Here is a 21,689-nt window from a genome sequence, read left to right as displayed (position 1 = left end):
GGTAGTTTTAATGACACTTAAAAATGAGCAAATAAGGTAGGTTTGTCGTTTTACTCTCTATTTACAGACAATTCTGCTTAAAGAACATTCTGCACAATCGCTGCCAAAATAGTCGCAGGAGATAAGTCTTCTACTCGCCAATAGCTTAGTTGCTCAGCTGCTACCATATCAGCTAAGCGCTCACCCAATACCACATAATTAAAATCTGCTAATGTTGGCAACACTGTACGTTCTAGAGCAAAATCTGCATCTGACTGCACTTGCTTGACTACGCTTGACCAGTGTTCAAATGCTGTACCACTACTAATAATAACGATAGGCTTAGCAGCTTGTAGTTGAGTAACCTGCTGCGATTGTACTTTATTTTGCCTAATAAACTGCTTAAGCCATTGCTTATAATTTGTACTGGCATCGGTAGGTAAAGTACGCTCATACCAAGCAATACTATCAATATGTACCCCGCGCGCCTTTAACGTATCGACCAATAATCGTCGCCCACCCAGTCCACGCCAAATCAGGAGTTTATCGCCCGCTTGTAGATGCTCAATCTCCGGCATGGCTAGCATACCTTCGTTATTGGCAATAGTCGGTTGTAATATTGGATAGTTAAATGGCAGTTTGGGATCTTGCAAAACAGAAGCTGTCGCTTCCCCTACTGCAATCAAATGACTTGGTGCTTTGTTAACATTAAGCATATCTGACTCTGACAACGCACCATTATCAGATGGTTTATTGGTTTGTTCAAGAGCTTGCCATACTGCCAATCCTGCTGCTGCCGCAGTAGGGCTGACGATAACGAGCGCTTCATAACTACCTGCTAACCAATCACTCATCAACTCGATATCTGTATCATTTACCGCGCGCGATTGTAGCGTTAGCATTGGCATCTCGATTACGGTCAGACCTGCAGCCTGCAAATGCTCTGTTAAGGGTGTTGCACGCTCTAACGGACGAGTATTGATTACGACTGCTGGCGGTAATGATAAATTATCAATTGACTGAGACGACAATGCGCAAGACATAGACCTACCACTGCTCAAAAGATTGTGTAATTAGATACCGCTACTACAGATAGTGAACACCTATTTAACTTCGTGTTATCTGTATTAGCGGCGTAACATACTACTTATTGTTTATATAAATACTTATGACTAAGTATAATTACGGATGATAAATCGCAGCCAAAATAGCGCCAGCACCATCGGCAAGTAGCATCTTGGCGACATCGATACCTAATTGATTGGCCTGTGCTTCTTTCTCTGCTTGCGTTCCAGTCAATGCAATACGCTTTTCAGCCTTTAGCAATTCACTACCATCTGCTTGTCCGACTCGGCCACGTAGCCATAAGTTATGACCGCTATCATCGTTATCATAATCGGTAGTGATTTCTTTAGCGTTATCAGCATGCAATACCGCATAAGCGGCAATCGGAACTTGGCAACCACCTTCTAAATGACGATTTAAAGCGCGCTCAGCGATTAAGCGAATGCGCGCCTTATCATCGTTAAGTGGGGCAAGCAGTGCCAATACATTTGCATCATCTTCACGGCATTCAATTGCTAATGCCCCTTGACCAACAGCTGGTAGGCAGGTATCGATCGCTAACTCACCACGAATACGCTCATCAAGCTCGATGCGCTGTAGGCCACTGGTTGCCAAAATAATGGCATCGTAGTCGCCTGCATCAAGTTTGCCTAAACGTGTACCCACGTTACCGCGCAAGGTCTTGATTTGTAAATCTGGACGATAGGCTTTGATTTGACATTGACGGCGTAAACTTGCGGTACCAACGACCGCGCCTTGTGGTAATTCATCAATACTATTATAAGTATTAGAAACAAATGCATCCGTTGGCGCTGCACGTTTGCAATAAACGCCAAGTGTTAAACCTTCAGGCAACTGCATAGGGACATCTTTTAGTGAATGCACAGCAATATCTGCCTGCCCATCATATAGTGCTTGCTCAAGCTCTTTAACAAATAAGCCTTTACCGCCTATTTTTGCTAGTGGGGTGTCTAAAATCTTGTCACCTTTGGTGATGATTTTTAGTAAATTGATAGTCATCTCTGGATACAGTTCCAGCAATCGATCACGGATATGCTCTGCTTGCCATAAGGCAAGCGGGCTTTGACGTGTGGCGATATTTAAGGTATGCAAAGCAGATGGCTGCGTGGTACTCATGATAGGCCTCAAGATTATTAAGTGCTATATTGTTAATACTATGTTTGATGCGTCAGAAAATTTATTATTTACAAGCTTTTAATAGGTGCAAAAATCTTTATCTGACGCAAAAAAATACCCCTATTTAAGCATAAATAAGGGTACGAAGATATGGTCGAGATATTTTGGTTGTTACTAGCTATTTATAAAGGCGTTAGCTTCTAGAATATGTCGTTGAAGACACCTATCTCTGAGTCATTTCTATAATAAGAACCAATGGCAATAAGGAACCATGGTTACATACTTTGAATCTTTTCTCGTAGCGCTGGTAGATGTCGACGACTAACCGCTAAAGTCTCATCAAGACCTTTAAAGCGTACTTGATATTGCCCAGAATCTATGGTTTCTAAGTAATCCAAAAAGCTTAGATTGATGATGGCATTACGATGGACCCGAAATAGTCGGCTCTCAAATTCTTGCTCAAGCTCTTTTAAAGTCTCATCTATGAGTACTGTGCCTTCTTTATGACGGACTTTGACGTACTTTTGGTCAGCAGTAAAGTAGTAGATATCTTTGAGTTTAATCAGCTCGACGCCACGATGTGTACGCGCTGCAATATGTTCACGCACAGGACGAGCAGTCGGGTCTTCAAGTTTACGAATCTCATTCAATTGTGCGGCATTCAGGTTCTTTGCTTGACTCAACGCTTCTAACAATTCATCTTTATTTGCAGGCTTAAGTAAATAGCCTATCGCATTGGCTTTAAACGCTGCAATGGCATAATGGTCGTAGGCTGTAACAAAAATGATAGCTGGCGGATGCTCAAGCTCATTAAGTGCTTGTGCACAGCGTACCCCATCCATTTCTGGCATTCGTATATCGAGCAATATTATATCAGGCTGCTGTATTTTTACTGCAGTGATGGCCTCAGCACCAGTCGTTGCTTGGGCGACCACCTCGTACCCTGATTCTTGCACGATTCTGACCAAGCGCTCACGAGCAAGTGGCTCATCATCACAAACTACGATTCGCATGTAGATTCCTCTTTTACAGCATAATAAATATATTTTTAACTACTCTTGATATTATTTTGTATAAATTCGTAGTAGCCCAGCATACATAAAAATAATTATTTAATAACTCTATGATTAATTAGTTAGACACCGATAATTCGTATTTATCTTACTCCAACCAGGCTACAAAACCTGCATGAGTTTTGGAGAGCGTTTGTCATCTATATGTTATTAAAACAGACAGCTTGATGATGATATTCATATAGTTTTTGATTCAAACCCTGTAGCTACCAATCAATCAACCTAAGTGCAAATGAATGATTAAGTCTCTATAATATGGTTATACAAGATAAGCAGCAATAAATATGCCATGTTTGAACTAACGGTAGCGATATTCGAATGAAAGGTAGAAAAATAGTCGATTTAAGTTGTTTATTAAGAAAAGACTAAAATCCTACATCATGTAGAGGGTAGTTAATCACGGTCACAATTCGCTCGTTGGTGACATCACTTTGTATATTAGCACTTTGATCAAAATAGGCTCTGAGACGCTCAGCTTGGATATAAAAGTTCACATGGCGACGTAAGTCATGAACAACCATTAAGGTTTTACTGGGCAGTTGGACCGTAACAGTGATAGTAACGCGATGCTGTTGCCATGTTACAGTAATATCGATAAAAATAGTTTCAGTTGTCATCTCAACGACATTAAGCAGCATTTTTTCAAGAACGCTTTGTAAAGTTAACGCGGTAATTACCATATCATACATGACGTCATCGTCAGGAAGATTCCAATTTACAACCAGCTTATCGCCCAAACGACTCGATTCAATCGCTAAGTAATGCTCACAAAGGGCAACTTCTTCTTCAAAGCTAATTTCGCGCGCGCCATTAAAAGTGGCTCGAAAGAGTGCTGATACATGTTGTAAAAGCTCTGCGGCCTGCGGAGGCTTAGATTCAATAAGTGATACTAAACTATTGACTGTATTGAAGAAAAAATGCGGGGCAATACGTGCTTTTATTAAGTCATTTTGGGCAGTAAGTTTGTGCTCAAATGACTGCTTGAGTGCGATCAGCTCACGATAACGTCTAATAAAGTACAACATAAACACTAAAGTAAAACCGACGGTAATCACAATATTAAATAGTACGTTTAATACAAAGGCTTTACGCTCATAAACCAGCCAGCCAGTATTAATCATAACCAGCATGACTAGCGTTACAGACACAGCAGAGGTAATGGTAAATAAAAGTAAGACTTTCATGCTGACATTAATAGGGTTGGCGCGTTTAAAGATAGGCCGCAGATAATCTATTAGATATAAAGACGGGATAATGCTCAAAACATATTGAACAATCCGGCTCAAGAATTTAACGAAGAATTGAGGCCAAGTAGCCAGATCATGACGATCAATCGACGTAACAAACAACGCCCAAAAGAAGATGTAGAGCATCCATTGCCATGGTTTCATCATTTCTGTAAGCCTAGGCATAAAAAACTCTAAGCGCTCAGCTAGCAAGGCAACCTCATCCTTTGCTATACTTGAGCTCTTATTTTCCTGACTTGTCTTAGACCAATATGAACGCCAACTCTTCAAATCCTAGTAATCCCAAGCAAGATAAAAATTCAAATTCACTTGATTTTAGCACAAATGCAGCGGCCACACAGACAAATGCCGCTACCCCTAATCAAGCTGACAGCCCTGCCCACAATGCACAGGGGCAACAAATGTGGGGTGGACGCTTTAGTGAGGCGACCGATAGCTTCGTTGCAGCCTTTACCGCTTCGGTTGGCTTTGACCAACGCTTTGCGCGACATGATATCGAAGGCTCAATCGCTCACGCTACTATGCTCAAAGAATGTGACATTCTGACGGCTGACGAGGTTGCAACAATTATCGACGGTCTAAAGCAGGTGCTTGTCGAGATTGAAGCAGGCGAGTTTAAATGGTCGATTGCGCTTGAAGACGTGCACATGAACGTTGAGTCGCGCTTAACCGATATCGTCGGTGCAGTGGGTAAAAAGCTGCATACTGGACGTAGCCGTAATGATCAGGTCGCAACTGATATTCGTTTGTGGTTGCGTGAAGAAACTGACAATATCATTGCCTTATTGGTACGTCTGCAAAGCGGCCTACTTGACTTGGCTGAACAACATACCGATACCATTATGCCAGGCTTTACCCATTTGCAAACCGCACAGCCTGTCAGCTTTGGCCATCATGTAATGGCATGGTTTGAGATGTTATATCGTGATACTGAACGTCTAGTTGATGCACGTCGCCGTATCAATCAGATGCCACTTGGTAGCGCCGCCCTTGCTGGTACGACCTTCCCAATCGATCGCACTATCACTGCTGAGTTGCTTGGTTTCGAAGGTATTTGCCAGAATTCGCTAGATGCAGTTTCTGACCGTGATTTTGCTATCGAGTTTACTTCAGCTGCTTCTATTTTAATGATGCATATGTCACGCATGAGCGAAGAGATTATTCTGTGGATGTCAGCGCAGTTTAACTTCGTACAGATACCAGATCGTTTTTGTACCGGTTCATCTATTATGCCGCAAAAGAAAAACCCTGATGTGCCAGAGCTGGTACGCGGTAAGGCAGCACGCGTATTTGGTCAGTTGATGACCTTATTGAGCCTTATGAAAAGTCAGCCGCTTGCCTATAATAAAGACAACCAAGAAGACAAAGAACCTCTATTCGATTGTGTTGATACCTTAACTGGTTCGCTTTTGGCGTTCGCTGATATGTTGCCAAATATTACGCCAAACAAAGAAAACATGCGTGCTGCCACCATGAAAGGTTATGCGACTGCGACCGATTTAGCAGATTATCTCGTACGCCAAGGTGTGGCATTCCGTGATGCGCATGAAGTGGTCGGTAATGCCGTTGCTCTAGGTATTAAAGAGGGTGTTGATTTGAGTGATTTGTCACTTGCCCAACTACAGCAGTTTAGTGAGGCTATCGGTGATGATGTGTTTGACTTTTTAACATTAGAAGGTTCATTAGCAGCTCGTGATCATTTAGGTGGCACTGCACCCAATCAAGTTAAGCAAGCTGTCGTTAATGGTCGTGCACGCTTAAAAGTGTTTGCTTAAACGCCTGATTTAAAAAAACCGCCTTAATATTGTATATTTAACACTCGCTCCTAACATTCACTACTTAGGGCGGGTGTTTTTTATTTGTCATATTGTTGGCAAAATTGCTATTAAGCAGATTTACGGTTACCTTCTATATACTTGATAGCCTTTGCTAAATCGACCAAGACCGTTATCATAGGTTGATATCGATATTTGACTTAATAAATTAATAGCTTACTTAATAAGGAGCGCCTCATGACTGAGAGTTTTAACCCACAAGCCAATACAGTTTTTTGCCGTAAATATCAGCAAGAATTGCCAAAAATGCCGCATCCACCTTTTCCTAATAAAAAAGGTCAAGAGCTACAAGAAACGGTATCTGACAAAGCGTGGAAAGAATGGCTTGAGCATCAGACGATGCTTATTAATGAGAACCATTTAAGCATGATGGATCCTGCAGCCAAAAAATTCTTAACCGAACAGCGTGATAAGTTTTTGGATAATGAAGACTATGAGCGTGCGCAAGGTTGGACACCAGAGGCTTAAGATTTACACTTTTGAACCTGATACTATTAAACTTGGTAAATGACTATAATTCGCCATAGAAGTTTGCTAGTATAAAGTTGATTCACAACACTGACAGACTCGGGGTGCGGTGTATTAAAGGCTCGCTTTACTAAACTTACTTTATTAAAGTAATCGCCTTTATACATTCGCTGAGAGATCACCCGCCGAACCTGATGCGGTTAGTACCGACGCAGGGAAGTCTTAAGCAATGGTTATATATGTGCAAAGGGCGTGCAGAAATGCCTTTTTATTACCGTCACTATTTTTTGTCGCTTGCTAAGCGCTATATAATGACGAATGATACGAAGCTGCGTCCACCAATTTCTAAAATAATTTACTAGCTCTAAGTTTAGTAGAGTAATTATTTTATTTAAATTGAAATCGTATGGATAACTAATGCTTACCCCGCAGCTACTGGCGGTGTTGATTTTATTCAAAAACCAACACGCTAGGACAGCATATGACTATTTCAGACATTACCTCGAACACAAAAGCTGCTCAAACCCATATCCCAGCTAATACTTCGCTCAACGCGACTGACAGCAAAGTGGATAAAAAAGCAGATGCCCTAAAAACACCTGCCCATCGCCATCAAACAGACGCGCGCTTTGAAGAAGATGCCCGCGACTTACACCGTATTTTGCCCGCCTCCCGTAAAATTTATATCGAAGGCTCAAGACCCGATATTCAAGTACCGATGCGCGAAATAACGCTTGATCCAACCCCTGTGCAAGGCATTTCTGAGAACGAATGGGAGCAAAACCCACCGTTTTATGTCTATGACACATCAGGTGTTTATACTGATCCCAATGTTGAGATTGACCTCACCAAAGGATTGCCAAAATTACGTGAAGGCTGGATAAACGAGCGCGGAGATACCGAGCAGTTAAAAGGTCTATCAAGTCAGTATGGACAAACGCGCGCCCGTGATATTAGCACTGCCAACTTACGATTTGCCCACATTGATAAACCTCGCCGTGCAAAAACAGGCAAAAATGTCACGCAAATGTACTATGCTCGTCGCGGCATTATCACCCCTGAAATGGAGTATATCGCCATTCGTGAGACGCAAAAGCAGCACGAGTTGACTGATATGCGTCAACATGATGGTGAGAGCTTCGGTGCTAATACGCCGAAAATTATCACCCCTGAATTTGTACGTGATGAAGTTGCCGCTGGACGCGCAATTATCCCTAATAACATCAATCACCCTGAATCTGAGCCGATGATTATCGGACGCAATTTCCTAGTAAAAATTAACGCCAATATCGGTAACTCAGCACTCGGCTCCTCTATTGACGAAGAAGTGTCAAAAATGACGTGGGCAACACGTTGGGGCGCAGACAACATTATGGATTTATCGACCGGCAATCATATTCATGAAACCCGCGAATGGCTAATTCGTAACTCACCAGTGCCGATTGGTACGGTCCCTATTTATCAAGCGCTAGAAAAAGTCGATGGCGTCGCTGAAGATTTAACATGGGAGATATTCCGCGACACCTTGATTGAACAAGCAGAGCAAGGCGTGGATTATTTCACTATTCATGCAGGTGTACTGCTCGATTATGTACCGATGACTGCCGGACGCCTTACAGGCATTGTGTCACGTGGTGGCTCAATCATGGCGCAGTGGTGCATGGCGCACCAACAAGAAAGCTTTTTGTACACTCACTTTGAAGATATCTGTGAGATTATGAAAGCCTATGATGTCGCCTTTAGTTTGGGTGATGGTCTGCGTCCTGGTTGCTTACAAGATGCCAATGATGAAGCGCAATTCAGTGAACTTAAAACCTTGGGTGAGCTGACCAAAGTGGCATGGGAGCATGATGTGCAGGTCATGGTTGAAGGACCGGGTCACGTCGCGATGAACCGTATTAAAGAAAATATGGATTTGCAGCTTGAGCTGTGTGCGGACGCGCCATTTTATACGTTAGGGCCATTAACGACCGATATTGCACCGGGTTATGACCATATCACCAGTGCTATCGGAGCAGCGATGATTGGCTGGTTCGGCACCGCCATGCTTTGTTATGTCACGCCAAAAGAGCATTTGGGTCTGCCCAATAAAAAGGATGTCAAAGACGGCATCATCACTTATAAGATTGCCGCTCACGCTGCCGATCTTGCCAAAGGTCATCCAGGTGCGCAGGCACGTGATAACGCTTTGTCCAAAGCTCGTTTTGAGTTCCGCTGGGATGATCAGTTTAATCTAGCCCTCGACCCTGATACCGCGCGTGAATATCATGATGAAACTTTGCCAAAAGATGCGCACAAATCTGCCCACTTTTGCTCAATGTGTGGCCCGAAATTTTGCTCGATGAAAATCACTCAAAACGTGCGGGAATATGCAGCGGGACTGGATAAAGATGCCGCTAATAAAAAGGTAACGCCTTAAACGGGCGACTTAACCAATGCTGGTCATCTGATTGAAGAAGTAGAAACTGAGCTTATTGGGCAAGGCCGAGGAAGTACGTAAAGGTATGGCAGAGATGATCGAAAAACATCATAGTGAAGGCCGTCAGTTGTATAAAGACGTGTAGCTCTTCATTTACTAAAATCTAGTTAAAATAAAAAGCTTGAACCTAATTGTTAGGTTCAAGCTTTTTTTACGTTAGCATGTAGGAAAAGTGGTTCGATTAAACCTTCGACGCTTTATAAATCTCATCGATTGAGGTATTAATCGTATCAGCAAATTCTTTATCGCTTTGCTGTTTACTCAAACCTTCGGTAAACGCGCGTGAGAAACTGGCAATCATACCTGGGTTTTGCTTAAGCTTTTCGCAAGCATCGCTACGGCTATAACCGCCAGACAAGGCAACGACTTTTAATACTTTTGGATGATCAATCAATTCTTGGTAGAAACCAGATTCTTCAGGCAAAGTCAGCTTAAGCATCACTTGCTTATCATCAACCAAGCGCTCAAGGTTATGCAATAGATTGGTTTTAAGCAGTAGCTCGCATTCGTGCTTCTCAGCACTATTGATATCTACTTCTGGCTCAACGATAGGCATAAAACCCTTAGAGATAATTTGCTTCGCCACATCAAACTGCTGCTGGACGACAAGCTCAATACCATCGACACTTGGCTCATAAATTACTGAACGCATTTTAGTGCCAAACACTGGGTAGTTTTGGGCTTTATCCAATAATGCATCCAAATTAGGTATTGGACGCATCACTTGTACGCCGCTCATTTGTTCTGCTAAGCCTTTATCCACCTTTAAAAAAGGCACGATATTTTTATCTTCCCATAGATAGTTAGCCGTAGGCTTACCATTGACTTCACGATCCATCGTATCTTCGAACAAAATCGCCCCAAGGACACGCTCGTTATCAAAGCAGTCGCAAGTCATAATCCGTACACGCATCTCATGTACAAGATCAAACATGGCCTCGTCATTATCGTACTCATCTCCACTCACGCCATAATTTTCAAGTGCCTTAGGCGTGCTTCCACCACTTTGGTCGAGTGCTGCGATGAATCCTGAACCGTCTTTTATCCGTTGTAATTGCTTTTGATATTCCATTAAGTGTGTATCCTCTAATTATTAATAAGTATCAATTTTACTGTGACACCTTATGCGCTATATGACAACTTGCATACGATCTAACTATAAATAACTTTACCATAGGACATACTATGTGCCTACATTGAATAAGTTAAGAATTAGTGATTTTTAAGAACAGTTGTTGGATTTATATATGATATCACTATGCTTTATTATATATACTGATATCAGCATATACAAACTTAACCTTCTATTCCTATTATAAATGTTAAATTGCTCGTGAAATTTACATTGTCTCGTTGTCTAAGCTAAGAACAGTACTGCCACAGCGCTTACTGCTAACAACAATCCCAGCATATTGATACGATTAAGAGATTCTTTAAAGACACCTACTCCAATGATAGTCGCCACTGCGATGACTCCAACGTTCATACCTGTGAATACGATACTTGGTGAGTCAGACAATACTTGATGTGCACGCACATATGCATAAATATTACCCATGTTGAGCGCACCAAGCAGTAAACCAGCCATCAGAGCTTGGCCTTGCCAGCGTACATGGGTGATGAGCAAATAAATAAACAACAACAACCCTGCCAGTCCAAAGCTGACAAATAAGGTCAAGGGAAATGCCGTGCCTTGCTTGGCAACTTGTTTGAACAAAATATCAATGATGCCATAACCTGCCCACACCCCAAACAACCATAGCGGTGTTCTGAGTACAGGATTTTTATTAGCAGTCTCAGTAGCTGCCATACTTATACTACTAGTATTGCCACTGGTATTAACAATGACAGCTTGCTGCGGACGATAAACCAAGGCTCCTAGTGCCAAAAACCCTAAAGCTAGCCCAAATATGCGCGTGCCAGTCAGAATTTCACCAAATAATAAAAAGGCTGCGACAATAGGAATAATCAATGATAAACGCTGAGCCGCATCGGTTGCCACCATTCCAACCGCTTCAATCGCACGTCCAAGCATTACAAATATGACGGGCAACAGCACACCAAGAGCGATAATAATGCCCCATGCAGCGCCAAGTGTATTAACACTACTCACATCTGGTTTTAATAAGATAAAAGTCAGTAAAAAGGCGACTGGATAACCGGCCACGATTGTTTGGCGTATATCTATGTTTTTCCGTCTTAGAATTTTGAGCAGAACGGAAACAGCGACACTACATAGCACCGCAATCGTTAAATAAATCATTAGCTTCTACCTTCTTAAATTGCAATTTTGCGGGTTTATTGTTCGTATGCCAGTGCTGAGAATCTTGATATAGTCATTTTTAAGCGCTTGATTTTTAGATAAGCCAATGATTATTAATAGAGAATATACCCCATTGAATAAAACGAAATAGGGGAAGGTAACAAAATATTTTTTGTACAGCAATCTATTTATAGTGGTTTTTAATAGTTAATACCAAATACGACCTGTAGCGTTCAAATTACAATTAGCATGCAGGTGTAACTCTGAAGTTTTGCTAAAATAGTGCGCAATCCCAATAACACAAGTAAGTGCCCAAGATGACGTTTAATATCGTTTATCTTGGCGTATCATTTTTGCCTATGAATGCTCTATTTCGTTTTTTTGAAAATCGTCTACCCGCCTTTCCTGATACTCCTATGCCATTGCCCTCACCTCGTCAAGGGCTGTTGAGATTTTTGTGGGCATGTACCAAAGGTTTACGTGGCTGGCTACTGTTTTTTATGATTTTGTCCGCGGGTATCGGCATTTATGAAGCGATGTTATTTGCATGGATTGGTAATATAGTTGACTGGCTAGGTATCTATACGCCGCAAACGCTATGGACTGAAAAAGGCGACGTGCTCCTTTTGATGCTAGCGGTAATGCTACTGAGTCCGTTTTGGATTGCCTTATCATCGTTTATTCATTTTCAGTCGATTCAGGGCGTGTTCCCGATGCAAATGCGCTGGCGTTTTCATCAGCATATGCTCGGGCAGTCGATGCAGTTTTATCAAGATGAGTTTTCTGGTCGAGTTTCTGCCAAGGTAATGCAAACCGCACTGGCCGTGCGCGATACGGTGATGACGGTCACTGATATGTTTATGTATGTGATCGTTTATTTTATTACCACCGGTGTCATTTTATTTAACTTAGACAGCTTATTATTAATCCCATTTATCATCTGGTTTGTACTCGTTGGCTTTACTTTACGTTTCTTTATTCCCAAGCTTAAACGGACTGCTATCGTACAGGCTGATGCCCGCGCGTTGATGGTTGGCCGTATCACTGACGCTTATGCCAATATTATGACCGTTAAATTGTTCAGTCATTCGCGCCGTGAGCTGGGTTATGCTAAGAACGCTATGGGTCAGTTTTTAGGAACGGTTCATGCGCAAATGCGCTGGGTCAGCTATTTAGAGATCTCAACCCATCTGATCAGCGTTATTTTAGTGAGTAGTACGGCTGGGATTGGTATCTATTTATGGCAACAAGGCGATATTGGCGTTGGGGCTATTGCCGCAGCAACCGCAATGGCATTACGATTAAACGGTTTAACGCAGTGGATTATGTGGCAAACAGCAAGCTTGTTTGAGAGCATTGGTACCGCCCAAGACGGTATGCGTACCTTATCTGCACCGCAGACTATCGTTGATGCGCCTAACGCTTCTAATCTAAAAGTTACCGATGGTCATATCGTCTTTGACCGTGTTGATTTTAGTTATGAGGGTGAAGATGATATCGAAGGTGAGCGCATTGATGAGGTTGATACTGAAGGAACAGCGCTTATCCCCTCACAAGTAAAACTACTGGATAACTTCTATTTAGATATCAAACCCGGTGAAAAAATCGGTTTGGTTGGACGTTCAGGTGCTGGTAAATCGACCCTAGTGAATTTATTACTGCGCTTCTTTGATGTTGATAAAGGTAAAATTTATATCGATGGACAAGCGATTGATGAAGTCACTCAAGAATCCTTGCGTCAGCAAATCGGTATGGTAACGCAGGATACCTCACTGCTCCATCGTACCGTACGTGAAAACATCGCCTATGGACGTCCTGATGCCAGCGATGAAGAAATCATTCTTGCCACTAAGCAAGCACAAGCTTGGGAGTTTATCAAAGACTTATATGATGATAAAGGCAATACTGGTCTTGATACGCAGGTTGGAGAACGCGGGGTCAAACTCTCTGGCGGTCAGCGTCAACGTATTGCCATCTCACGCGTTATGCTAAAAAATGCGCCAATTTTATTATTGGACGAAGCGACAAGTGCGCTCGACTCTGAGATTGAGTATGCCATCACTGAAAGCCTAAATGATATCATGACTGGCAAGACCGTCATTGCTATTGCCCATCGTCTGTCAACGATTGCAGCGCTTGATAGATTGGTGGTCATGGATAAAGGTCAAATCATCGAACAAGGCAGCCATGATGAATTATTAGCACTAAATGGCGTCTATGCTGGATTATGGCAGCGTCAAAGTGGTGGTTTCTTAGGTGAAAACAATTAATTATCGTTAAACATAATGAGTCACAAGGAAGTGTTATTCTCATGGAAGCATTTACAAACAGTATTGATATCAGTGGACAACAAGCCCGCTATTACGACCTAAGCCAGCTTAATGCGGCGGTAGGAGAAAATACCCACAAACGTCCAGCTGCGCATTTTTATGGTGGTAATAGCTTCACTGTCGGTACCTATCAGCCTCTAATGCATAATCTTGCGGATAATTTTGATATAACCTCGCTAGCAATGCGTGGCTATTGGTACGACAAGCCCAAAGCTCGTCGCCTGACTCGTGAACAAGATGCCGATATGCTCATTAAGTTTTTGGACAAAACTCAAGATGCACCTATTATCGGTATTGGACATTCACAAGGGGCAACCGCTACCGCAATGGCGGCGGCCAAGCGTCCCGATCTATTCTCACAACTATACCTTATCGAGCCAGTCACTTTTACCAAGAAACAAACAGCACTGTATAATTTACTCCCACGGGCTTTTATGCTCAGCCGCGAGCCTTTTAAAAGCACACTAACCAAGCGAACGAATTGGTCAAGTATCGAAGGTTACTATGAGCACCTGCGCGAACAACGTGCTTACAGACGTATCAGTGATGAGCACTTGTTGGTGTTCGCTGAACAAAGCCTTGCTGCAAATACTGATGGCAGCTACTCTCTAATATTTGATCCAGAGCAAGAGCTCGCCAATTACTTTGGCACGCCACATATTGATAAATCTCTTAAAAAATTGCGCTGCCCCTATACGCTTATTACCGGTAAACCAACTTTGTTTATTAACCATAAAGTTCGCAAGCAATGGCAAAATTTTGTACCTGACAACAGCATCATATCACTAACAGATTACGGTCACTTGTTACCGATGGAAGCGCCTGAATTATGTGCGCAAATCATAAGTGAACACTATCAAAGCCGTAAATAAACCAAACCATGACTGATCTTTTTGCCCCAGCACCCACTGATAACTTGTTACCCTATGATGGTAAGGTCAATAATTTAGGAGTTATTATTAATAATCCTAATGACCTCTACGACAAACTTTTAACTGAGCTTCCTTGGTGCTCTGATATCGTAACTTTATTTGGTAAAACTCATGTCACCACTCGTCAGATTGTTTGGATGGGTGAAGAAGATACCAGTTACCAATACTCCGGTCATGCGCGCCAAAGCATTCCATGGTCAGATGCAGTGTTTCATGTGAAACAAGTTGTCGAGCGACAGCTGGCAAATATTGGAATCGCCGCTGACTTTAATACTTGTTTGCTAAATTATTACCCTTCAGGATCTGACGGTATGGGCTATCATGCGGATGATGAAAAGGAGCTAGGCTATCAGCCAATTATTGCTTCCTTGTCCGTTGGCGCTACACGAAAATTTGTTTTTAAGCATAAAAAAACTCAAGATAAAGTCGAGCTTCATCTTGAGTCTGGTCAGCTTATCGTTATGCATGGTGATACCCAAGCATTTTGGAAGCACACCGTCACTAAGACTAAAACAGTAGCCGATGGACGAATTAGTCTAACGTTTCGGCACGTGCTTTCAGATTAGCTGGCTTTTAAGACAATTTTGCCAAAGGTATCGCCTTTTTGTAGCTCAGTGTGAGCGGCAACGATCTCAGATAGCGGATAAGTCTGCTGAATATGTAATTTGAGCTTACCAGTTGCCACTTGTTGTAATACTCTTGCCATATCTTGCCCACTACGTTGAGCTTTATAACCAGCGACATTTAGATCTTTTTGGCTGCCAGCCTCCTTGAGCTTATCGACCCAAATCGTTGGTAGCACATTGACGCGTCCACCAGACTTGAGCACATCAAGCGCACGTACACCTGCATCACCACCGACCAAGTCCAGTAGTACATCCGCTTGCAAATCAGGGAACGCATCCTCTTTAGTATAATCAACCCAGCCTGCTAGCCTGCTCTTATCTATAAGGTCATCAAGCTTGGCATACTTTTCTGGTGAACAAATAACAGTGATTTTGATATCGTCCTGATTTACCTTGTCCATTAATAACTGAATGAGTAGATGACCAACACCACCTGCCGGGGCATTCATTACGACATGCTCGCCTTTTTTGATATCAGCAAACTCTACAAATTGTAGCGCTGTTTGTCCTACACAAGGGAGTGCACCTGCCTGCTCTAGCGTTATCGATTCTGGCACTTTAGCCAGCAATGTAGCATCGACTGCGACATACTCAGCATAGCAGCCACCATCAAAAGTAAGCGCTGCGACTTTCTCATCAACAGTAAACTGATCGTTATTACTTTTGACCACAACACCAGCCATATCAAAACCTAAAATAGCAGGTTTGTCATGGTCAAATTTATTTTTACGGATATTCTCGGCACCCCAGCCCTTACCTTGGCGAGTTTTATAATCAACGGGATTAATGCCTGCATACGCGACTTTCACTAACACTTGGTCATCACTTAACTCAGGGATAGCGACATCGTCTTGATAGTTCATGACATCGGGTTCACCAAACTCACGAATAAGTACAGCGTGTTGAGTCGTTGGCAATGGTTTATTAGAAAGGTTAGACATAGGTATATATCCTTATATTTTATGTGCTAGTAGTTAATTATCTTATTAATTTGGAATTTTTTGAGCTTTAATTTTATTAAAAAAGAAACAGGTATTATTCAATTTATAGGTAGCGAACCTATACTATAACAAAGCCAACTCAGCACTAATAGGCAAGTGATCGGACAATTTTGACCAAGGTTTACCAGTATGTACCCAAGCGTTTTTCACAGTAAGATTACGTACATAGATACGATCTAAACTTAGCACAGGCAGCTTTGCAGGAAAGGTCGGTAACAATTTACCATGACATTGTTTAAAAGCCTCAGTCATCCCAAGATCACTTGCTAAGGTGTCACAAGATAGCTTTTTCCAGTCGTTAAAATCACCCGCTAAAATCAGAGGTTGATTCGGAGCTATCTCGTTGCGCATGTAATCACTAATGGCTTGATATTGCTTAATACGATCACGCTCAAATAGGTTCAAGTGAGCGCACAATACCACCACTGGCACATCCCAACCAGCTGGCTGCACCTCACAATGCAAGACACCGCGTTGCTCAAGTTTATTCACAGTAATGTTAACGTTATGCTTTGGATCTAGTGGAAATCGGCTCAGTACCGCATTACCATGATGACCATTTTCATATTCTGAATTTTTACCATAGCTATTTTCTAGCTGCAGATACTCACCAAACCATTCATGCTGAGATTGATCAGGGTATTCGTTATAGTGCATATTGCGCCTCAAATGCTGACCTTGCACCTCTTGTAAACATAGGACATCAGAGCCTACTTCTTCAAGGGCTTGAGCAATCCCTTGCATTTTTACTCGGCGATTAAGTGGCGACATGCCTTTATGGATGTTATAGCTGGTCACAACAAAAGAGTTTTTATTAATCATAAATTCAGTATTCATAAAATAAGTGTTATAAGCGATTATAGGCGTTATTCGCGCTATAACAACAGGAATGGTAATTTTGTCTTAGCTTTATCGCAACTATATGAATTATATAAAATGCAAAAAAGCATTGGCTCATACTGAACCAATGCTTTTTTTGTTGATGCTAAATCATTATTGCTAAGCTAACTGGCTAGCTAAATAACAATTAGTAGCGCGTAACCAAAGCAATTGGCTGATCATCACTCATAATATCTTGTGGCATAAACACAGCCTCACCACCATTATGAATGACATGCTCAATGATTTCGCCAACAGCGTCATCAGTCACACCTTTTTCAGATGCATCATTAGCAGCAGTTAATGTCTGTGCTTTTTCGTCAATCATCGCAGCCTGCATGTAACCGCGACGTACATACAAGGTCTCACCAGCGCCTTGATATGCAGCACGATATACATCCTGCAGATCAGTCCGAAGCATGTCAGCCCCGCGTGCTTTGTCAATCTCACCCAATGCTGCTGTATGTAATGAAGTACGATATTCTTCTACCGCCTCTTGTACCGAGTTAACGATATGTTGTGCACTACCATCATCTAGATTGGTAGCGTTTGAAACCATTGCAATAATATTGTCTGGACGATCACAGACTTCTTTGTAGTAGCCGATGTTTTTTGCATCACCAACAATGACGAGTGGCATTTTGTGCTCACCCCATAGTTCTTGAACACTTTTGTCAACTTGATTAAAGAACTCTTTTAGATAACTGCTTTCATTGTTAGATGAACGATCAGAGCCACCATCGCCTGTAGTATATAGTCCATTATTATCGATAGGGAATGGGATGCTTTCCATATGATTTTGACTATCATCATCCTTGTCGAATTCCATTACCACACGATCGTTAGAAGCTTCGATGAGTCGCGCCTTATCACGGGTCAGGACTACCGTATAATAATGTACCGCACTTGCCATATCGCGAACTAAGTCACGGGTTGCAAATCGATCTGAAATAATAACCCGTTCTGTAGTATCAATTGGCATACGGATGACTTGCACATCATCAGTGCTAGCAAATATCGCTAATGTATCAAGATTATAGTTATGATTTAAATCATTAGTTTTGGCATGAATGTTTTCTAGAATAGTCGTTGCGGTACGCTTATCATATTCGCTGGTTAAACGCTCTTCCATCACTTTCAACTGGTTTTTTAGAGCGATAGGATCTTGTTCATTCGCTGGATGCGCGCGATGGGTCTTAACAAATATACTCACTGCTGGATTGGCTTTGGTTTCACGTAAACTCTTGAGGGTCGCTTTCATAAACATTTTTCCTTATGTTATTGTTGTCGGTTTTGAGTAGCTAAATGATAAAGACTGGCTTTATCTATAGGGCTATCCTAACCAAGTTATGTCAATGCTATGACATAGTTAATCATCGGACAGCTTTTATCTATTCAACTGCTTTGTTTAATGTATTGTCATGCACACTATACGTCCGTTATTTTTTATACTTATTTACAAGTATATTCTGATTTTTATGTAGGACAACTTTATGTAGAACAACTATGATGCTATCAAGTTAATGTTGCTAGCTATAGGGTTAGTTTGCAAGCAAATGATGACGCTTTGTAAGCATCACTAATGAAAACCATATTTTGAGACATCTAATAATCATAATATTTATCTGACAAACAATATATCCTATAAACAATATAGACGATTTACTTTTAGTCTACGGCTGCTGGCTTGCATTTTTACCAAAGCATACCCATCATTTAGATAGCTTTCTTTGAATTTGCTAACTTGTATATGCTAAAAAGAAATTAAACTATTCAACAATAATTAACCAAATAACAATTAGCCATTTATTACCATTGGATACCTCTATGACTACGATTGACCCAAACCTACATCTTATCGACTTTACCGCAGCGAAGCCTAACGAATTACAGGTAAAAGTAGATGATGCGATTGAGCAAGGTAATAACTTTCTAGACGAGCTAACAACATCTACAGACAACACTAGTAATATAAGTGCTAAGCAGGCATTGACTGATGTGATTGCTTTTGATCATATTAATTTGGCATTGGATCGGAGTTGGGGAGTCTTATCGCATCTTAATAGTGTGATGAGTAATGACGAGATTCGTTATGTACATCATGAGTTGTTACCTAAACTATCCGCTTACGGTACTCGAGTCGGTCAGCACCAGCCACTATTTAGCCGTTACCAAGCTATCGTCAATGATAAAGAATTTTTTGCAGAGCTTGAGCCAGCACGTGCGCGTGCCATTGAGCTTGCATTACAAAGCTTTGAGCTGTCTGGTGTAGCGCTACCCAAAGATAAGCAGGACGAATTTGCTGACATTCAAAGTAAATTATCTACCTTATCTGCAACGTTCTCCGATCATATCTTGGATGCTACCCAAGCCTTTGCATTGCCATTACAAGAAGAGCAATTGGCAGGTTTAACAGAAAGCGGCTTGGCACTACTAGCCGATGCCGGTGAGCAATATAAAGCTCGTGAACTTGCCAGTGGTACGCTTACACAAGCTGAGATTGATGTATTACCAACACCCTACTATGTCGCGACTCTGAATATTCCTGTATATCTAGCGGTCATGACCCATGCGGACAATCGCAAACTGCGTGAAACTTTATACCGCGCTTATGTGACCCGTGCTTCTGAATTTGATACTCATACCAATGCTAAAGGCGAGTCGCTAAATAACGCTGACATCATGGGCCAAATTCTGCAGCTACGCGAACAAAAAGCCCAGCTATTAGGCTTTGCTAATTATGCTGAAGTGTCCCTTTCGACCAAAATGGCAGACAACGTAGCAGAAGTCGAGACCTTTTTACGCAATTTGGCTACCAAAGCTAAGCCTACTGCTGAACAAGATTTAGCCCAGCTGCAAGAATGTGCACGTGATTATGACATCGCTGAGCTACAACCATGGGACAGTGCTTATATTGCCGAAAAGGTAAAACAAAATAAATTTAGTTTATCGCAAGAAGAGATTCGTCCGTACTTCCCCTTACCGAAAGTTATTGACGGTCTCTTTGCTATCGTTGAGCGTTTATACGGCATTAAAGTACAAGAACAAAATAGTCCTAATGAAGCTACGAAAGATGAAACCAATGCCGTTTCACGTTGGCATGATGACGTACGCTTTTATCAATTATTTGATGCAAACGATACATTGCTCGGTGGCTTTTACTTTGACTTATTTGCACGTAGTAGCAAGCGTGGCGGTGCGTGGATGAGTGGTTTTCAGTCACGCTATAGCAATGATGAGCAAGGATATCAGCAGCTACCAGTTTGCTTTATGGTCGGCAACTTTACCCCAGCGCTAGACGGTAAGCCAAGTTTGCTCACCCATGATGAAGTATTAACTTTATTTCATGAGTTTGGTCATGGTTTACATCACCTATTGACCCAAGTAACGGTCGGTGATGTCGCGGGCGTAAACGGGGTTGAGTGGGATGCGGTCGAGCTACCCAGTCAGTTTATGGAAAACTGGGCGTGGGATGCTGAAGGCATTGCGCTTATTAGCAGTCATGTCGAGACGGGTGAGCCATTACCAAAAGATAAGCTTGATGCCTTATTAGCTGCCAAGAACTTCCAAAGTGGCATGCAAACATTGCGTCAAATTGAGTTTGCACTGTTCGATTTACTTATTCACTCGCATACGCCAGCGCTTGATTATGCCGGTATCCTTGCAACACTTAATGACGTTCGCAGTGATATTGCCATTATGGAAACACCCGATTACAACCGCTTTGCTAATGGTTTTAGTCATATCTTTGCGGGTGGCTATGCAGCAGGTTATTATTCTTATAAATGGGCTGAGCTGCTATCTGCGGATGCGTTTAGTAAGTTTGAAGAAGACGGCATCTTTAACCCAATCACTGGTAAAGCCTTCCGCGAGACTATCTTATCTGTGGGCGGTAGCTTGCCGGCAAAAACCAACTTTGAGAATTTCCGTGGTCGTAGTGCCAGTATTGACGCGTTGTTACGTCATAGTGGCTTTAATAATACAGATATCAATACTGCGGCAAATGCTCAAACTAAGCGCGAGGTCAGCTAATGCGTTATCAATCTAGTCGTCCAAAAAGGCAATTCTTAGCGGGAGTACGTTGCCCTAAGTGTCAGGCGTTAGATGCAGTAGTGCAAATAAATGTCGTGACGCCAGCACCTGATGAATATATTGAATGTACCCTGTGTGGCCATAGTGAACACCGTCCCGACCCTGATGAGATTAGCGCCAAGAATCATCTTGAGGATCAGATTAATCGCGATGCAATGGTAACCGGTACTAGTGGCACAGTAAAATTCAAACCTTAACTTCAAATTTTTATAGTAAATATACTTATAAAATGATAGAAGCTTTGGGCTAAGTCGTCAATAATGCACTCACTACTAGCCTATCA

At 42.0% G+C, this 21,689-nt stretch carries 17 protein-coding genes and 1 riboswitch; of the genes, 8 read left to right on the top strand and 9 right to left on the bottom strand.

Annotated elements, in window-relative coordinates; translation table 11 throughout:
- Positions 1–77 precede the first annotated feature (77 nt).
- From AK825_RS00540 to AK825_RS00525, 4 genes are all read right to left on the bottom strand, one after another.
- Positions 78–1,022 carry a uroporphyrinogen-III synthase gene (locus AK825_RS00540; protein WP_068033739.1) on the bottom strand — a complete coding sequence of 315 codons (945 nt, stop codon included), beginning with the start codon at positions 1,020–1,022 and terminating at the stop codon, positions 78–80.
- Between the two features lie 139 nt (positions 1,023–1,161).
- Entirely contained in the window at positions 1,162–2,157 is a 996-nt protein-coding gene (gene hemC, locus AK825_RS00535) for a hydroxymethylbilane synthase (protein WP_203226500.1), read from the bottom strand.
- A 299-nt stretch (positions 2,158–2,456) separates the two neighbouring features.
- Positions 2,457–3,194, bottom strand: a complete 738-nt coding sequence (locus AK825_RS00530) for a LytTR family DNA-binding domain-containing protein (RefSeq protein ID WP_068033736.1) — start codon at positions 3,192–3,194, stop codon at positions 2,457–2,459.
- A gap of 425 nt (positions 3,195–3,619) precedes the next feature.
- Entirely contained in the window at positions 3,620–4,648 is a 1,029-nt protein-coding gene (locus AK825_RS00525; RefSeq protein WP_227514089.1) for a sensor histidine kinase, read from the bottom strand.
- A 254-nt stretch (positions 4,649–4,902) separates the two neighbouring features.
- Between AK825_RS00525 and argH the strand changes: the two genes are divergently transcribed.
- The 3 genes from argH to thiC all read left to right on the top strand — a co-directional run bounded on the left by argH (position 4,903) and on the right by thiC (position 9,223).
- Positions 4,903–6,276, top strand: coding sequence for an argininosuccinate lyase (gene argH, locus AK825_RS00520; RefSeq protein WP_068033732.1), 1,374 nt, complete (start codon positions 4,903–4,905; stop codon positions 6,274–6,276).
- Between the two features lie 237 nt (positions 6,277–6,513).
- Positions 6,514–6,804: an oxidative damage protection protein gene (locus tag AK825_RS00515; protein WP_068033730.1), complete on the top strand. Its 291-nt coding sequence runs from the start codon at positions 6,514–6,516 to the stop codon at positions 6,802–6,804.
- A gap of 90 nt (positions 6,805–6,894) precedes the next feature.
- Positions 6,895–7,039: riboswitch (TPP riboswitch) on the top strand.
- 246 nt (positions 7,040–7,285) lie between these two features.
- On the top strand, positions 7,286–9,223 hold the full coding sequence (gene thiC / locus AK825_RS00510; protein ID WP_068033727.1) for a phosphomethylpyrimidine synthase ThiC: 1,938 nt from the start codon (positions 7,286–7,288) through the stop codon (positions 9,221–9,223).
- Positions 9,224–9,464: 241 nt separating this feature from the next.
- Here thiC and AK825_RS00505 read toward each other — a convergent pair whose 3' ends face one another.
- The gene (locus AK825_RS00505; protein ID WP_068033726.1) at positions 9,465–10,355 is read right to left on the bottom strand and encodes a fructose bisphosphate aldolase; all 891 of its coding nucleotides are present in this window, start codon (positions 10,353–10,355) and stop codon (positions 9,465–9,467) included.
- A 285-nt stretch (positions 10,356–10,640) separates the two neighbouring features.
- The gene (locus tag AK825_RS00500) at positions 10,641–11,546 is read right to left on the bottom strand and encodes a hypothetical protein (protein ID WP_068033724.1); all 906 of its coding nucleotides are present in this window, start codon (positions 11,544–11,546) and stop codon (positions 10,641–10,643) included.
- Positions 11,547–11,905: 359 nt separating this feature from the next.
- Between AK825_RS00500 and AK825_RS00495 the strand changes: the two genes are divergently transcribed.
- From AK825_RS00495 to AK825_RS00485, 3 genes are read left to right on the top strand one after another with little or no spacing between them, the layout of a single operon-like run.
- On the top strand, positions 11,906–13,816 hold the full coding sequence (locus AK825_RS00495) for an ABC transporter ATP-binding protein (protein WP_068038836.1): 1,911 nt from the start codon (positions 11,906–11,908) through the stop codon (positions 13,814–13,816).
- 41 nt (positions 13,817–13,857) lie between these two features.
- Positions 13,858–14,748 (top strand): alpha/beta hydrolase, encoded by an 891-nt coding sequence (locus AK825_RS00490; RefSeq protein WP_068033722.1) that lies wholly within the window; start codon positions 13,858–13,860, stop codon positions 14,746–14,748.
- A gap of 8 nt (positions 14,749–14,756) precedes the next feature.
- On the top strand, positions 14,757–15,374 hold the full coding sequence (locus tag AK825_RS00485; RefSeq protein ID WP_068033720.1) for an alpha-ketoglutarate-dependent dioxygenase AlkB: 618 nt from the start codon (positions 14,757–14,759) through the stop codon (positions 15,372–15,374).
- Here the strand turns inward: AK825_RS00485 and AK825_RS00480 are convergent.
- The 3 genes from AK825_RS00480 to AK825_RS00470 all read right to left on the bottom strand — a co-directional run bounded on the left by AK825_RS00480 (position 15,371) and on the right by AK825_RS00470 (position 18,575).
- Positions 15,371–16,375: an NADP-dependent oxidoreductase gene (locus AK825_RS00480; protein ID WP_068033717.1), complete on the bottom strand. Its 1,005-nt coding sequence runs from the start codon at positions 16,373–16,375 to the stop codon at positions 15,371–15,373. The two genes, AK825_RS00485 and AK825_RS00480, sit on opposite strands and share 4 nt — an antisense overlap.
- Positions 16,376–16,498: 123 nt before the next feature.
- Positions 16,499–17,257: an endonuclease/exonuclease/phosphatase family protein gene (locus AK825_RS00475; protein WP_068038832.1), complete on the bottom strand. Its 759-nt coding sequence runs from the start codon at positions 17,255–17,257 to the stop codon at positions 16,499–16,501.
- Positions 17,258–17,462: 205 nt separating this feature from the next.
- Entirely contained in the window at positions 17,463–18,575 is a 1,113-nt protein-coding gene (locus AK825_RS00470) for a hypothetical protein (RefSeq protein WP_068033711.1), read from the bottom strand.
- Between the two features lie 566 nt (positions 18,576–19,141).
- Between AK825_RS00470 and AK825_RS00465 the strand changes: the two genes are divergently transcribed.
- Together AK825_RS00465 and AK825_RS00460 are read left to right on the top strand one after the other, a co-directional pair.
- Positions 19,142–21,346, top strand: coding sequence for a M3 family metallopeptidase (locus AK825_RS00465; protein ID WP_068033709.1), 2,205 nt, complete (start codon positions 19,142–19,144; stop codon positions 21,344–21,346).
- Positions 21,346–21,603: a YheV family putative metal-binding protein gene (locus AK825_RS00460; protein WP_068033707.1), complete on the top strand. Its 258-nt coding sequence runs from the start codon at positions 21,346–21,348 to the stop codon at positions 21,601–21,603. Before AK825_RS00465 ends, AK825_RS00460 begins: the two co-directional genes overlap by 1 nt.
- Positions 21,604–21,689: the final 86 nt, after the last annotated feature.

The sequence above is a fragment of the Psychrobacter sp. P11G5 genome (genome assembly GCF_001593305.1).
In the GTDB taxonomy this organism is placed as follows: Bacteria; Pseudomonadota; Gammaproteobacteria; order Pseudomonadales; family Moraxellaceae; genus Psychrobacter.
Note: the sequence above shows the minus strand (reverse complement) of the source record. Positions and strands in the feature narration are given on the sequence as shown.

Coding starts and splice junctions, on each gene's coding strand:
- AK825_RS00460 (WP_068033707.1), top strand. CDS start 21,346: ATGCGTTATCAATCTAGTCGTCCAAAAAGGCAATTCTTAGCGGGAGTA.
- AK825_RS00495 (WP_068038836.1), top strand. CDS start 11,906: ATGAATGCTCTATTTCGTTTTTTTGAAAATCGTCTACCCGCCTTTCCT.
- AK825_RS00485 (WP_068033720.1), top strand. CDS start 14,757: ATGACTGATCTTTTTGCCCCAGCACCCACTGATAACTTGTTACCCTAT.
- AK825_RS00465 (WP_068033709.1), top strand. CDS start 19,142: ATGACTACGATTGACCCAAACCTACATCTTATCGACTTTACCGCAGCG.
- argH (WP_068033732.1), top strand. CDS start 4,903: ATGTGGGGTGGACGCTTTAGTGAGGCGACCGATAGCTTCGTTGCAGCC.
- AK825_RS00500 (WP_068033724.1), bottom strand. CDS start 11,546: ATGATTTATTTAACGATTGCGGTGCTATGTAGTGTCGCTGTTTCCGTT.
- AK825_RS00490 (WP_068033722.1), top strand. CDS start 13,858: ATGGAAGCATTTACAAACAGTATTGATATCAGTGGACAACAAGCCCGC.
- AK825_RS00530 (WP_068033736.1), bottom strand. CDS start 3,194: ATGCGAATCGTAGTTTGTGATGATGAGCCACTTGCTCGTGAGCGCTTG.
- thiC (WP_068033727.1), top strand. CDS start 7,286: ATGACTATTTCAGACATTACCTCGAACACAAAAGCTGCTCAAACCCAT.
- AK825_RS00475 (WP_068038832.1), bottom strand. CDS start 17,257: ATGATTAATAAAAACTCTTTTGTTGTGACCAGCTATAACATCCATAAA.
- AK825_RS00470 (WP_068033711.1), bottom strand. CDS start 18,575: ATGAAAGCGACCCTCAAGAGTTTACGTGAAACCAAAGCCAATCCAGCA.
- AK825_RS00525 (WP_227514089.1), bottom strand. CDS start 4,648: ATGATGAAACCATGGCAATGGATGCTCTACATCTTCTTTTGGGCGTTG.
- AK825_RS00540 (WP_068033739.1), bottom strand. CDS start 1,022: ATGTCTTGCGCATTGTCGTCTCAGTCAATTGATAATTTATCATTACCG.
- AK825_RS00505 (WP_068033726.1), bottom strand. CDS start 10,355: ATGGAATATCAAAAGCAATTACAACGGATAAAAGACGGTTCAGGATTC.
- AK825_RS00515 (WP_068033730.1), top strand. CDS start 6,514: ATGACTGAGAGTTTTAACCCACAAGCCAATACAGTTTTTTGCCGTAAA.
- AK825_RS00480 (WP_068033717.1), bottom strand. CDS start 16,375: ATGTCTAACCTTTCTAATAAACCATTGCCAACGACTCAACACGCTGTA.